This window comes from Gilliamella sp. B3783 (assembly GCF_026536125.1).
Taxonomy (GTDB): domain Bacteria; phylum Pseudomonadota; class Gammaproteobacteria; order Enterobacterales; family Orbaceae; genus Gilliamella.
On record NZ_JAFNOU010000001.1, the window covers coordinates 1 to 15,418 of the forward strand.

8 protein-coding genes are annotated in these 15,418 nt (G+C 36.1%); 7 read left to right on the forward strand and 1 reads right to left on the reverse strand.

Annotated elements, in window-relative coordinates; genetic code table 11:
* Positions 1-182 precede the first annotated feature (182 nt).
* The 5 genes from J3U59_RS00005 (at position 183) to J3U59_RS00025 (ending at position 12,023) form a co-directional block, all read left to right on the forward strand.
* Positions 183-1,649, forward strand: a complete 1,467-nt coding sequence (locus J3U59_RS00005; protein WP_267334260.1) for a hypothetical protein — start codon at positions 183-185, stop codon at positions 1,647-1,649.
* A gap of 836 nt (positions 1,650-2,485) precedes the next feature.
* Positions 2,486-3,877 (forward strand): hypothetical protein, encoded by a 1,392-nt coding sequence (locus J3U59_RS00010; RefSeq protein ID WP_267334582.1) that lies wholly within the window; start codon positions 2,486-2,488, stop codon positions 3,875-3,877.
* 1,483 nt (positions 3,878-5,360) lie between these two features.
* Complete coding sequence (locus J3U59_RS00015; protein ID WP_267346547.1) at positions 5,361-6,749, forward strand: hypothetical protein; 1,389 nt, start codon at positions 5,361-5,363, stop codon at positions 6,747-6,749.
* Positions 6,750-7,691: 942 nt separating this feature from the next.
* The gene (locus tag J3U59_RS00020) at positions 7,692-9,173 is read left to right on the forward strand and encodes a hypothetical protein (protein WP_267372794.1); all 1,482 of its coding nucleotides are present in this window, start codon (positions 7,692-7,694) and stop codon (positions 9,171-9,173) included.
* Positions 9,174-10,643: 1,470 nt separating this feature from the next.
* The gene (locus J3U59_RS00025) at positions 10,644-12,023 is read left to right on the forward strand and encodes a hypothetical protein (RefSeq protein WP_267332891.1); all 1,380 of its coding nucleotides are present in this window, start codon (positions 10,644-10,646) and stop codon (positions 12,021-12,023) included.
* Between the two features lie 542 nt (positions 12,024-12,565).
* On the opposite strand, the gene J3U59_RS00030 is transcribed toward J3U59_RS00025, so the two are convergent.
* Positions 12,566-13,447 (reverse strand): LysR family transcriptional regulator, encoded by an 882-nt coding sequence (locus J3U59_RS00030; RefSeq protein WP_267332890.1) that lies wholly within the window; start codon positions 13,445-13,447, stop codon positions 12,566-12,568.
* 204 nt (positions 13,448-13,651) lie between these two features.
* Here J3U59_RS00030 and J3U59_RS00035 point away from each other — a divergent pair, with 204 nt between their 5' ends.
* Together J3U59_RS00035 and J3U59_RS00040 are read left to right on the forward strand one after the other, a co-directional pair.
* Complete coding sequence (locus J3U59_RS00035) at positions 13,652-14,614, forward strand: aldo/keto reductase (RefSeq protein WP_267332889.1); 963 nt, start codon at positions 13,652-13,654, stop codon at positions 14,612-14,614.
* 86 nt (positions 14,615-14,700) lie between these two features.
* A complete protein-coding gene (locus J3U59_RS00040; protein ID WP_267332888.1) occupies positions 14,701-15,402 on the forward strand; it encodes a hypothetical protein in 702 nt (233 codons plus the stop codon).
* The last annotated feature ends 16 nt before the right edge of the window (positions 15,403-15,418 follow it).

The following is a 15,418-nucleotide window of genomic DNA, read 5'->3' on the forward strand; positions in this document are numbered from 1 at the left end:
ACACAAGACACAAGACACAAGACACAAGACATTGGCAGCCTTACGTCAAAAATCTATATCAACACACTTTAGCTGATTTATTACATCTAAAGCTTAATTTAAAACTTAGTTTAGTATTCGATTTAGTCTCTCGTTTTCTGCTCAAATTAAAGTGTGATTACGTATCAAATTTAAGGCAGAGGTTGCTATCTGGTTTAGTATCGCACGTTCGCCAACCCAGCTCCCAACATCATTGTCGACGACAGCTATCATTGGTTAATTGTTCGCCATATATTGTTTTCAATATAAAACGCTATTTAGCTTTAATACCTTTATTATTATTACCTTATGCCACTACGACTCAAGCGTTGTCGGCGACTACGGCGCAAGTCATTCATGGTAGCGAACCCTATTTAACTTTTGATAATGGTAAGACTAAAATTACCACTACTGAGGGGCTGTTAGGTATTACGTTATCCGATGGTACCCGCATTACTCCTCAAAATAATACCTCAACCTTAGATAATCCAATAGTGTTACCTAAAGAAAACCAAAGCTTTATTGATATTGCTATGTTGGTGCCACCCGCTGCTGATGCTATCGCTTTGAACACCTTAATTGGCGAGCCTTACAATTATTGGGGGGATGATGATGGAGATACTGACGTTATAGCTACCGGTTCTCTAAGTTTATCTATCGTTGATAAAAGAGGTCAATGGGTATCACGTAGTACTGTGCCAGAGATTTGTAAGGCACCTTATAAGGTTACGTTATCCAGTACTAACGGCACATTAACTACCCGTTACGGAGTTCCTAATAGTAGTAATTTCAATGCAAGTAGTGTGACTTATTTCGTCAATCCTAAGGCTACGCCTGAGGTTTGTTTTTCTCGGCCTGATTTGACTTACGCTTCAGATCGATTTGCAGGTCCGGCTTCGATGTTGGACCCTACTAATGGTTTTCTTTCTCAGTCAACTGACCCATCACGTTATGGTCAAAACTTTCCTACTACTGGTTCTAATGGATTGTACTTTGATTTACTCATTACCGGTAGTAAACAGCTTTTGTCTTGGTCTCCGGTCTCTCAGGGAGGTATCACAGCTACAATGAGTAATTCTACTGCTACAAGCGTACGCGTTACTTTAACTGGTCCTTTCGCTACCGAATCCCAGCAAAATTCGGACAATCCTGGTCTTATTTCTAAACCTACTTTGCCCCAGACATTCGAGTTGGTCGGTCGTGACAGTCGAGGTAATGCTGTCGTTAAATATGGTTTTACTTTGAAGCAGTGGTTCGTCAACCGTTCTAAAGATTACAGTCATTCTAAAACCTTATCTTGGTGTAATAGTATTGGTTATCGATTACCTAAGGTAAAGGATTTGACAAATGCATCTTGTACGTCTGATTTTCCATTAACCTTCTGTGACGGTTTAGTCGGCGCTTCTCCTTCTTCACCTGGTGATTATTACATGCGTTATATAGGTGCGGGCTTTTTCGCGGAGTGGGGCGCTATGGCTTATTATCCAGCCATTGGTCTCAAAGGCCAATGGTACTGGACTAGTGAACCGAGTAATGCTGATGGTGACCTGGCTATAGTGAACGTAGACATAGGTACTGCGCGCTTTGTCAACAACTTTAACACACATAACGCGCTTTGCGCCTATCCTTAGTTCTTAATCTTGAAGTCGCGGGCATTTAATAAGGCGTAATAAAGTTTAAGCAACAACAGGACAGTTGCAGGCAGGGGTAACCCAAGCCGACTGAATCGGTGAGCAAAAATGGACAATACGAGTAATTTGGGGAAGGGCACATAAACCCCTCTTTACTCGGGTGTTTTCACCGAAAATAAAACGTTACAAAACAAGCAACGTCCGAAATTTCAACCCATCTAAATTCCCATAAAATCTATTCAGAAATTTAATAAACAAGCGGGTGATATATTTTTGAATAGAAAAATATTCCGTTATATTTCAAAGATATCTGACTATTTAAAGGCTATGAGAGTTTATTATTTATGGTATTATTTACATTTCTTTACAAATAATCCGGCTGAATGAGTGGCTTTTTTTTATCATAACCTTATAATTTTAAAATTAAGCTTAATTTAAGCTTGATTTATAGCCACTTAACATAAAAAAACGAAATAAAATAACAGATTAGTTGACGAATGGAGCACCATGAAGTATAATTATAGACACCAGACACCAGACACCAGCGCTGGCAAAACAATGTTTTAAAAACTCACCAATCTCTCTTTAGGCTGAAGCTTAATTCAACTCTTACTTCTACTCTTAACTTATTTCATCAAAGTAAGGTAACTCACCAATCTCTCTTTAGGCTGAAGCTTAATTCAACTCTTACTTCTACTCTTAACTTATTTCATCAAAGTAAGGTAACTCGCCATCGTTTTTTAGCAGTCAGTGTAAGTAAAAGATGCACATTTAATTTAGCGTTATGCTATCGCTTACTTAAAGCGATAAATTTAAGGTTAATCTTACGTCCAACCTTGTTTTTTACGCAAACTCAAGCATCAGGCCAGTTATCTAAACTGACTTTAGCATCGATGTCATGGTTACTATTGCTGTACGCCACTACGACTCAAGCGTTATCGGCAACGACGGCGCAAGTCATTCATGGTAGTGCACCCTATTTAACCTTTGATAATGGGGTCACTAAGGTCACCACGACAGAGGGGCTGTTAAGTATTACTTTATCCGACGGTACACAATACACACCTTCAACCAACCCTTCATCAGTAACACCAATCGTCTTACCTGATGCAGATCAGAGTTTTGCTGATATAGGGATGTTGGTTCCTACTGATACTAATTCCGTCGATTTAAATACTCTTATTGATTCAAATTATAATTATTGGAGGGATGATGATGGTGATTCTGATGTTACAGCTACAGGCAGTCTAAGTTTGTCTATTGTTGATAAAAATAATAGAACTGTATCACGAAATACCGTACCAATGTATTGTAACGCGCCTTATAAAGCTACATTAACTAATACCGAAAGCACATTGACCACTCGTTATGGCTTTCCTAATAGCATTAAGTTTGGTGCAGGTAATGTTAGCTATTATTTTAATCCTAAAGAATCACCAGGGGTTTGTTTTGCTAAACCGAGTAATTTGGTATATAACATAGGTATCTATGCAGGTCCCGAAAATATCTGGCATTATAATAAAGGTTTCCTAACTCAAACAGCTACACCATCATCTTATGGTTCAAATTTCCCGACTACTGGAGCTAATGGTTTGTTCTTTGATTTAGATATTAGCAATACTGATCAGGCATTAACTTGGGAGCCGGTTTCTCATAGTGGAATTACAGCGACGATGACTAATTCGACAAAAACTAGTGTTCGCGTTACCTTAACCGGTCCTGCTGCAACCTCATCACAATGGAATTCCCGAGAGCCGGATAAAATAGCTAAACCATCTTTACCCCAGACATTCGAGTTAATTGGTCGTGATAGTAGTGGTAACGCTGTCGCTAAATATGGATTTGAATTAAAGCAGTGGTTTGTCAATCGTGGAACCGTTATGGGAAATTACAACGACCAACTATCTTGGTGTAAAAATATAGGTTATCAACTTCCTAATGTAAGGGATTTAACCAATGCTGTTTATCCATCAGATGACGATATAATTACTGCTACACCTGTCTCATCGGGTAATTATTTCCAACGTCAAATCGGGGCTGGTCTTTTTTCTGAGTGGGGCTATATGCTATATTACACTAATGCTAACTTTTATTGGTATTATTGGACTAATGACAAATACTCCCATGGTGACTACTGGTATTATGCGCACGGCGACTACGGACTTATTCATTGGGTAACGCCTGCAGGTTTGTACTATGGGATTTGTGCTTCAGAACTCAAACCTTAGTTGTTATTTTTTGGTGGAGAGAGAGTAAAATAGCGTAGGTTTTTGTAACAAATTTATAGTGTCGAAACTTAACCCATTCGCCTCGATTGAGGCGAATGGGTTGTGTGTTTATCGCAAAAAAGTTGAGTAGCGGGGATAGAAGGTCCTAAATTCCGCTTAAAAATTATTAAATGATCAAAACCACGATTTTAAAGACTAAAATAAATTATTTTAGGAAAAATAATCTTAATTTTAAAGATTTATAATGGAAATATATTCATTTAAAAAAGTAACTAACTGATTATATTTTAGATCTTCCTTACAAACGTTAACGTTATTGAGTGAAAAAGGTGTTGCATTGTGTTTCTTCAGTTATTTTACTTTTTACATCGTTTTAGATAAACGACTAAAAATCAACCTGAATCAATAAAATTAATAAATTAATCAAATGATTAATTGATAGAGTTGTCACATGGGGATTATAATTTTCTACAGATCAAAACGATAATTTAAATTTGTTAAAGTTAAGATCACAAAATACATTTTCCACAGAATTCTATTTTTACACGAAGATAAGTAAAATATCACGAGCTTTCGTGCGATCGTTTTTCCTATTCTTGCGTCAATCTTTTTATCAAACCAAATTATCCTGACAGATCTTTTTAGTGCTATTGCTTGTTTTTTTGCTTGTAACTTCCTATTTTAGCCAAGCGTTAACGTCTAGAACATCAAATTAATTCTTAAATTATGGATAGTACATAAGAGGTAATAAAGGCTAAGCTGCTAATATAAAATTGCTGCGGAAAGGGTAACCCGAACCGACAGAGTTAGTTAGCAAAAATGGATGGTGCGAGTAATTTGGGGAAGGGCACATAAACCCCTCTTTACTCGGGTGTTTTCACCGAAAATAAAACGTTACAAAACAAGCAACGTCTGAAATTTCAACCCATCTAAATTCCATAAAATCTATTCAGAACTTTAATAAACAAGCGAATGATATATTTTCGAATAGAAAATAATCCGTTATATTTCAGAGATATCTGGCTATTTAAAGGCTATGAGAGTTTATCATTTATGGTGTTATTTACATTTCTTTACAAATAATCCGGTTGAATGAGTGGTTTTTTTTTATCATAACCTTATAATTCCAAAAATTAAGCTTATTTAAGCTTTATTTAAGTTTCATTTAAGTTCATTAAGCTTAAATTATGACCATTTAACATAAAAAATAAAATAAAATAACGGATTAGTTTACTAATGGAGCACCATGAAATATAATTATAGCCCCCGGCGATGGGAAAACAATGTTTTAAAAACTCACCAATCTCTCTTTAGGTTGAAGCTTAATTCAATTCTGACTTCTACTCTTAACTTATTTCATCAAAGTAAGGTAACTCGCCATCGTTTTTTAGCAGTCAGTGTAAGTAAAAGATGCACATTTAGTTTAGCGTTATGCTATCGCTTACTTAAAGCGATAAATTTAAGGTTAATCTTACGTCCAACCTTGTTTTTTACGCAAACCCAAGCATCAGGTCAATTATCTAAACTTGCTTTAGCATCGATGCCATGGTTATTATTGCTGTATGCCACTACCACTCAAGCGTTATCGGTGACTACGGTACATGTCATTCATGGTAGTGCACCCTATTTAACTTTTGATAATGGGGTAACTAAAGTCACCACGACTGAGGGGCTGTTAGGTATTACTTTATCCGACGGTACACAATACACACCTTCAACCAACCCTTCAACTGTAACACCAATCGTCTTACCTGATGCAGATCAGAGTTTTGCTGATATAGGGATGTTGGTTCCTACTGATACTAATTCCGTCGATTTAAATACTCTTATTGATTCAAATTATAATTATTGGGGAGATGATGATGGTGATTCTGATGTTACAGCTACAGGCAGTCTAAGTTTGTCTATTGTTGATAAAAATAATAGAACTGTATCACGAAATACCGTACCAATGTATTGTAACGCGCCTTATAAAGCTACATTAACTAGTACCGAAAGCACATTAACCACTCGTTATGGCTTTCCTAATAGCATTAAGTTCGGTGCAGATAATGTTAGCTATTATTTTAATCCTAAAGAATCACCAGGGGTTTGTTTTGCTAAACCGAGTAATTTGGTATATAACATAGGTATCTATGCAGGTCCCGAAAATATCTGGCATTATAGTAAAGGTTTCCTAACTCAAACAGCTACACCATCATCTTATAGTTCAAATTTCCCGACTACTGGAGCTAATGGTTTGTTCTTTGATTTAGATATTAGCAATACTGATCAGGCATTAACTTGGGAGCCGGTTTCTCATAGTGGAATTACAGCGACGATGACTAATTCAACAAAAACTAGTGTTCGCGTTACCTTAACTGGTCCTGCTGCAACCTCATCACAATGGAATTCTCGAGTGCCGGATAAAATAGCTAAACCATCTTTACCCCAGACATTCGAGTTAGTTGGTCGTGACAGTAGTGGTAACGCTGTCGCTAAATATGGATTTGAATTAAAGCAGTGGTTTGTCAATCGTGGAACCGTTATGGGAAATTACAACGACCAACTATCTTGGTGTAAAAATATAGGTTATGAACTTCCTAATGTAAGGGATTTAACCAATGCTGTTTATCCATATGACGATATAATTAGTGCTACACCTGTCTCATCGGGTAATTATTTCCAACGTCACATCGGGGCTGGTCTTTTTTCTGAGTGGGGTTATATGCTATATTACACTAATGCTAACTTTTATTGGTATTATTGGACTAACGACAAATACTCCCATGGCGACTACTGGTATTATGCGCACGGCGACTACGGACTTATTCATTGGGTAACGCCTGCAGGTTTGTACTACGGGATTTGTGCTTCAGAACTCAAACCTTAGTTCTTATTTTGGGGGGGAGAGTAAAATAGCGTAGATTTTCCAAAACTTTATGATGTCGAAACTTAACCCATTCGCCTCGATTGAGGCGAATGGGTTGTGTGTTTATCGCAAGAAAGTTGAGTAGCGGGGATAGAAGGTCCTAAATTCCGCTTAAAAATTATTAAATGATCAAAACCACGATTTTAAAGACTAAAATAAATTTTTTAGGAAAAATAATCTTAGTTTTAAAGATTTATAATGGAAATATATTCATTTAAAACAGTAACTAACTGATTATATTTTAGATCTTCCTTACAAACGTTAACGTTATTGAGTGAAAAAGGTGTTGCATTGTGTTTCTTCAGTTATTTTACTTTTTACATCGTTTTAGATGAACGACTTAAAATCAACAATCTTAACCCATCTAAATTCCATAAAATCTATTCAGAAATTTAATAAACAAGCGGGTGATATATTTTTGAATAAAAAAATAATCCGCTATATTTTAACTATATTTGATTATTTAAAGGCTATTAACATTTATTATTTATAGTGTTATTTACATTTCTTTACAAATAATTCGGCTTAATGAGTGACTTTTTTTTATCATAGCCTTATAATTCCGAAAATTAAGCTTATTTAAGCTTGATTTATAGCCATTTAACATAAAAAAATCAAATAAAATAACAGATTAGTTGACGGGTGGAACGCCATGCAGTATAATTATAGACACCAGACACCAGACACCAGCGCTGGCAAAACAATGTTTTAAAAACTCACCAATCTCTCTTTAGGCTAAAATTTAATTCAACTCTTACTTCTACACTTAACTTATTTCATCGAAGCAAGGTAACTCACCCTCGTTTTTCAGCAATCAGTGTAAGCAAAAGATGCATATTTAGTTTAGCGTTATGCTATCGCTTACTTAAAACAGTAAATTTAAGGTTAATCTTACGTCTAACCTTGTTTTTTACGCAAACTCAAGTATCAGGTCAATTATCTAAACTGGCTTTAGCATCGATACCATGGTTATTATTGCTGTATGCCACTACGACTCAAGCATTGTCGGCAACGACGGCGCAAGTCATTCATGGTAGTGCGCCGTATTTAACCTTTGATAATGGGGTCACTAAGGTCACCACGACTGAGGGGCTGTTAGGTATTACCGTCTCTGACGGCACGACTCAAACCATCTACACATCGGACAATAATACTTCAACCGCAGATAATCCAATCGTTCTCCCAGAAGCTAATGAACACTTTAGCGATATTGGTATGCTGGTCCCTGCCACTGTTAACGCTATCGCCTTAAACGATTTAATTGGTGAGCCTTACAATTATTGGGGGGATGGTGATGGTGATGGTCAGGGTGCTAATGGAATTACCGCGACCGGTAATTTAAGCGTGAGCATTACCGATAAATTGAATCGAGCCGTGACGCATAGTGCCAACATAGATAGCTGTATGGCACCTTATAAAGTAGAATTAACCAGTACTGATGGTAGTTTAACCACCCAGTATGGGGTACCAAATAGTGGTAATTTTAGTGGTAGCACGGCTGCCTATTATATCACCAGACCTAAATCCGTGCCTAAAATCTGTTACGCCAGGCCGAATCTGAACCCTCTTTCCCAACTCTTCGCCGGTCCGGCCGATATTTGGAATCCAGAACGAGGTTTTGTAAAGCAAGCAGCTGAGCCATCACAGTACAAGCTTAACTTCCCGACTACCGGTGCTAATAATCTGTATTTTGATTTAGACATAGAAGGTATTGATGGTTCTACATTAACCTGGCCAACTGTCACTCAAGGTGGTATTACTGCTACCATGACACCATCACCCGCTAATCCAAATTTCATACGTGTCACGCTTACTGGTCCAGCAGTAACAAAAGCCCAACAGGATTCAGCATTACCGGGTAGTGTGGCTCCACCTAGCTTGCCGCAGACTTTTGTGATAGCGGGTAAAGATAGTCGTAATAAAACGGTATTAAGCTATGGTTTTGAGTTAAAGCAGTGGTTTGTTGTCCGCCCATTAGGCGTAGGCGATATCACAGTTGATAACGCCTTATCCTGGTGTGGCAGTTTAGGTGGTGGTTATCGTCTGCCACTGGTAAAAGAGTTAACTAACTCAATTGGACGTTCTGATTGGTGTGGGGCGACTTCTGTGTGTAGTGGTGGGAAGTCGCCGTTACCGACACTCGGCATACCGCCATCCAGTGGTAATTATTTTCAGCGTAATATCGGTGCTGGTCTCTTTACTGAATGGGGAGATATGTACTACTGGCTTTACTATCGCTCTGCCGGTTTCAACAGGGGCGGCTACTGGGCTACCGCTAGCGATGGTTCGGACCTGTTGTTCGGTGCTTATGCTGGCAATGGCGCCGTTAACTTTATTGGCAATGCCAAAAATACTACCTACAACTTGGTTTGCGTCTATCCTTAGTGCTTAATCCTTAAGTTGTGGGTAGTACTACATAATAGGTAATAAAGGATAAACTGCTAATGTAAAGTTGCAGCGCAGGGGAGCCCGAGCAGACCAAGTTGCCGATTCCAAAAAAGAGCAATCGAACGCTGTATAAATAAAATTAAAAAAATTAGCATTAAGAGAAAGTGGATTCTTGTCTTGATACAAGAAATGCTTTTAAAAGCATTTCTTCAATCGTTTTATGTGATTAAGTAATTATTGTCGTATAAGTTTGAATCAATAATTTAATTTATGAAAAATTTGATCAAATTATTATTCATGGTGATTTTTAGGAAAATTTCATGAATTAATGCTGTCCAAATGTAGCCCTCTATCATTTGTACTTACGAGTCAATAACGAATGATGATTTAGATAACAGCGGTGGATTTTAAATCCGCCGCGGCTACTAATCTCGCTACTATGGCATTTGAAGTATAAAGAAGTAAACGATTAGCTATACCAATATCACCAACTACAATGTTAAATAAAAAATCAAAGCAATCCAATATTGAGCAAACAAGCAAAACGGTAACAAATGATGAATTAATCATTCAATCATGATCTAAAATTATTGCTCATTATCAACAGACAAATAAAATAGGGGGGAGTAACATAAATCATAAATAAGGCTTTAACCGTGTAACATTAATTATTTTATCCTCATGGCAACCGAACAGATATTCCTCTATTGCTATTAATACACTTAGAACTAGACGATTATTTTAATTTCACCAATGAATGGTAAAGCACATGATCATTAGTAAACTAGCGCACAGACTTTAATTGTAAAAACCGCTACGACGGTAGATTAAACTACCAATACAGTCAGCACAGTTTGTAAGTTAAATGATCTGTTACTTTGTTGGTCATTTTAAGTGAATCCCGTCTTGTTGCAAGCCGCTAGTTTCAAGCTTAAGGTGTGAAAATAGACAACATAACAATTATGTAGATGCTGGCTGCTTTTTAGCAATAAAGAATAATATTGAAGAGCCTAAAATGCTTGATATAGTTAAATTTCTAATTTTTTCAGTATGTAATAATAAAAAAGCATCCTTAACTTTGACCGGAAAATATTATATTTATATAAATATTATTGAACGCTTTAATCTAAAAAGTTGATTACACTAATCACTTAATTTTGATTACTACTAAATAATTATCTAAAATTTACATTTCTTTACAAATCTATTGTGTTAATAGGTGATTATTTTTTATTAAAGAATTATACTTTTCAGCAAATGGATTTAGATATTTTTATAAATAATGGAAGGTAAAAAAACTTAAATAAAACAATAACAACTGACGGATGAAATGTTATGCAGTATTATTATGGCTACAGGCATTATCAGATCTATGTTTTAAGTTCCAAATTCTTTTCAGTATTACTTTTATCTTGTTTATTTTCTTTAATATCACGTTTGTTTTTTAAGCTTTTTTTTGTAGTTGTATTGATATTATTGTTTTGCTCATTTAATGTAAAGGCACTTTCGGCTGTTACTATTAAAATCATTCAAGGTAGTGAACCGTATTTAACCTTTGATAAAGGTAAAACCAAAGTTACAGATGCTAATATTTTGTCTGTTATTACCTTTTCTGACGGTACTACCATGAGTTCAACAACCAATACTTCATCTTCTGAAAATCCTATAGCCTTACCCAAGGAAGGTGAAACCATTAAAGACATTTCTATGATGATTCCCATCATCAATAGGTCTATAAACTTAAAAACTATAATTGGACCTCCTTATAGTTATTGGGGAGATGATGATGGTGATGGGCAAGGTGCCGATGGTATTTCTGCTACAGGAAACATAAGTGTTAATGTTACTGATAAAAATGGTAGTATTGTCAATGCTGATACGGCGTTAGATATTTGTAAAGCACCTTACCTTATTGATTTTGATACAAGTGGTGTTTGGAGCTTATCTACCAAATATGGAATTCCTAACATAGCCACGTTATACATGCGCCCTGTCAAATATTATATTAAGCCTAATTCTGCTCCGGCAGTGTGTATGTTAGTACCGAGTTTATTTGCGTCACCGGCTAATACCGAGGTATGGCGTTGGTCAAAAGGGTTTTATGCTCAATCTCGCGATCCGGCAACTTATGAACGCAATTTCCCAACTACAGGGGGAAATAATTTGTTTTTCGATTTAGAAATTTCCGGTATTGATGAAAGTGAGTTAACTTGGCCTCCAGTTACACATGAAGGAATCACGGCCACTGTGACCCGATCTGAGCATAATGAACTTTGGCTAAATCCTACGCCTAAAGTTGTGACGCGAGTAACCTTAACGGGCCCGGCTGCAACGACTACACAACAAAGCTCTAATTCACCAGGAGCAATATACCGACCACAATTGCCACAGACATTCGAACTCGTTGGATATGATCGTAATAACAAACCGGTGATAAAATATGGTTTTATATTAAAACAGTGGTTTATTGCACGTGGTAAAAAACTATCGAATATGGTAAATCATCAAGCTTGGTGTAATAGCACTGGTTATCGCGTGCCACTCGTTAAAGATTTGACCAATGCCATTCCAGACCCAAATAGTCCTGCAGAGAATCAAGGATTTGTAGGTGCCAAACCTGAATCACACGGAAACTATTTTGAACGTCAAATTGGTGCTGGGTTTATGTCCGAATGGGGAGTGCTTGATTTTTACAACGATGCAGTATTTACAGGCGCGATGTTAATAACCAGTGAATTTAGTGATGCATCAGGAGTGTGGCCGTGGATAGTTAATATGGCAGGTGGAGGCGTTTACCCAAAAAGAGGTCAAGATCCTATTTTTACTGTTATTTGTGCTTACCCATAGCGAGGCGAACTTACCGTTAGCGATAATACTATATTTAAATTAATAAACTATCAAAACATCATGTCTTTTGTTAAAGACAGTTAAATCAAATTATGGGCTTTTGCCGTTATGAACGACAAAAGCTTTTTTTATATGAGAATGATGACATTAAATAATTGTGAACAGTATGTTTTTCAAAAAGCGTTATTGGAATAGTGATAGGTTAACTTATGTTAAAAAAGCATATTTTATGCGATGTTATCGTCAACTTACCAGCAAGTAAAATTGCAACTTTATGTTCTCAAGTTTTGAGTGTTTATAAAATCATGTTAGTTGTGTATAGGTAGCTTAGACAAGCTTTTTAACTGAATTTATCTGTTTTAATTTTCATTCAAATTCCATAACGGTATAGATAAATTGATTTAGTTGATCGTTAATCGATAGCAATAAAATTGAAGTTAAGCGCGATCATATTTAATAACACAAAAATTTTTATTTTGTGTGATAGCGGTTATACACAGTTTTAAGCCATGTATTAATTTATTGAGCACATAAAAATTTGATTAAAATTTTAATGCATCTAACACTAATTTAAATACTTGAGAATGTCCTTTACGACTAGGATAATAGATATAAAATGGTTCATAAGTGATAGCAAAATCCTCCAATAATTCTATTAAATTGCCTTTGGCCAGATCGTCTTCTACCGTTGGTCTACCTATCCATGTGATACCTAATCCATCTAAAGCCACTTGTTTACGTAAATTACTATTGCTTGATAATTGAGAAGAAGGTTGGTATTTAATAATATTGCCATTGTCATTGAATTCCCAAGCTAATTCTGTTGCATGTTGAGCAGAAATTTTCTTACCGATTAATTGGTGCTTATCAAGATCTTTAATTTGCTTAGGTAGAGGTCTGTTTTTTAGATAATCAGGACTGGCAACGACAGCCATCGTTAATGGCGCAGAGATTTTTACTGCAATCATATCATTAGCAATATCATTACCCAAACGGCACCCCATATCAAAACCTTGTTTAACTATATCTACCCAATTATTGTCTGCTTCAATTTCGATCTTGATTTGAGGATAACGGGGTAAAAATTGACGTAGTTTAGGATAAATAATACTCTCAACAGCTAAATGTGGTGCATTAATTCTAATGGTTCCAGACGGCGTGCTTAGAAAATCTGATAATGCACTAACTTGCTGATTTAACGATTGAAATAGTGGGGCTATTTGCTTATATAACTGCTCGCCAGCTTCGGTTAATGACATACTTCGTGTGGTTCGATTAAACAAACGTAGATTTAGCTTGGTCTCTAAGTTGCTCATACTATGGCTTAACGCTGAAGATGAAATACCTAATGCCTTTCCTGCTTTTACAAAACTAGAAGCTTGTGCGACGACAACAAAATAGTGCAGTTCGTTAAAATTATACATAAACACGTATGTGATTAATGAATTTATTTCATCATACTATAAATGAATACCATATTTATCTCAATAAAACCTGTGCCTAAAATAAATCATCGACATTAATTTATTTGCGTGAATTTATATTCGAAGGTTATTCATTGTGGCGTGAATATTAATGTTATTAAACATCAATGTATTTAAAACTAATGTGGAACAAGAGGGGCTTTTATGGATTATATAAAACTTGGCAATTCGGATATTAGCGTATCACGTTTTTGTTTAGGCTGTATGAGCTTTGGCGATCCTGCCAGTAAAATGCATGCATGGACACTTAATCCAACAGAGAGTGAGTCAATTATTAAGCATGCCTTGGATTTGGGGATTAACTTTATTGATACTGCAAATATTTATTCAGCGGGTACCAGTGAGGAGTATGTTGGGCGAGCAATTAAAAATAACATAGCTCGAGATAAAGTCATACTCGCAACAAAAGTCTATTTTAATCCAGGTAACTTATCTAAAAATGCGATAGAAACAGAAATCAATGGATCATTAAAACGGCTTGGCACCGATTATGTTGATTTATATATCATACATCGCTTTGACTATAACACCCCTATAGAAGAAACAATGGAGGCATTACATAATTTAGTAAAAGCAGGTAAAGTTAGAGCATTAGGGGCTTCAGCCATGTATGGTTATCAGTTTTTCAATATGCAACTTGCTGCTGAGCAAAATGGCTGGACTAAATTTGTTTCAATGCAAAACCATTATAATTTACTTTATCGTGAAGATGAGCGGGAGTTAATTCCAATTTGTAAACAATTTAATGTTTCGTTAACGCCATATAGTCCTCTAGCGGCAGGCCGACTTGCTCGCTCACAATGGCATACAGATACCTTACGTAGCCAAACCGACAAAACCGCTGTTGATAAATATGATAGTACAGAAAAAACAGATATGGGTATTGTCGAGCGAGTATCGGAAATTGCTGAAAAACATCATGCCTCAATGACTCAAATAGCATTAGCGTGGCAATTTGCTAAGGGCATTACCGCTCCAATTATTGGTGCGACTCAAACAAAATATTTAGACGATGCGGTTGGCGCATTACAAGTATCATTAAGTCAAGACGACATTGATTATTTACAAGCGCTTTATATTCCTCATCGTATTGTTGGTGCAATTTAAAAGCAAACTAAGCAAAACAAGTTGTTATAGTTTAAAAATATCACTTATTATAGACCGATATATTTTCAAAACTTGTTTTGCTAACAATGTTAAACGATCAAAATCACTCTTTAAGACCGACTCTACTCGCTATTGAATCTCATCGCAAATGGCAGAGTTATGCCGAATATTGTAAGTTACGTGAACAGGGATTGCGAAAGCAAGCTTTTTCTTCACTTGATATTTTTTTAGCCGATAGCCTGCAATGGTGTTTTAATGAGCAGAAGGAGTTTGTAGCCTTTGTATTCAATCTTTGTGAGGACGATCTTGAGCTTCAACTTATTTATCTATGCTACCCGCTAATGAGCAAATTGATAAAACCGACACTTGATAAGTGGTGTAAGCAAGAAAAAGTCAATAGCCAGCCTTTTCGTTGGTATGGAAAATTCTTTTGTGACAGTTCTTATATCTATCACGCACTTCAAATCGATCCTTGTGATGACAAAGCAAGAAAATGGATTATCACTAACTTGCTAGAAAAAATTGACTTTGCAACGCATCATTTACCTGACTATTATATTGGCGATCCTTTATTGGCAATTGAGTGGGGAAAGGAAGTACAGCAACATATCAATTTATTAATTGACAAAAAAGCCCAACCGTTTTGGCAAAAAGAGTTAGAACAATCACTTATACTTGTTAATAATTATATTCAGTGGCAGGCAAGCTATCATCCTGATTTTGAACAATGGGGTAAAGAAAATAAATTACAAGTCGATTCAAACGATGAAACTTATTATTATCAATAATAGTTAAGCAATGCTC

What these genes read in the sequence shown, in the direction of transcription:
- J3U59_RS00040 (WP_267332888.1), top strand. Translation starts at nt 14,701, where the DNA reads ATGTTAAACGATCAAAATCACTCTTTAAGACCGACTCTACTCGCTATT.
- J3U59_RS00035 (WP_267332889.1), top strand. Translation starts at nt 13,652, where the DNA reads ATGGATTATATAAAACTTGGCAATTCGGATATTAGCGTATCACGTTTT.
- J3U59_RS00030 (WP_267332890.1), bottom strand. Translation starts at nt 13,447, where the DNA reads ATGTATAATTTTAACGAACTGCACTATTTTGTTGTCGTCGCACAAGCT.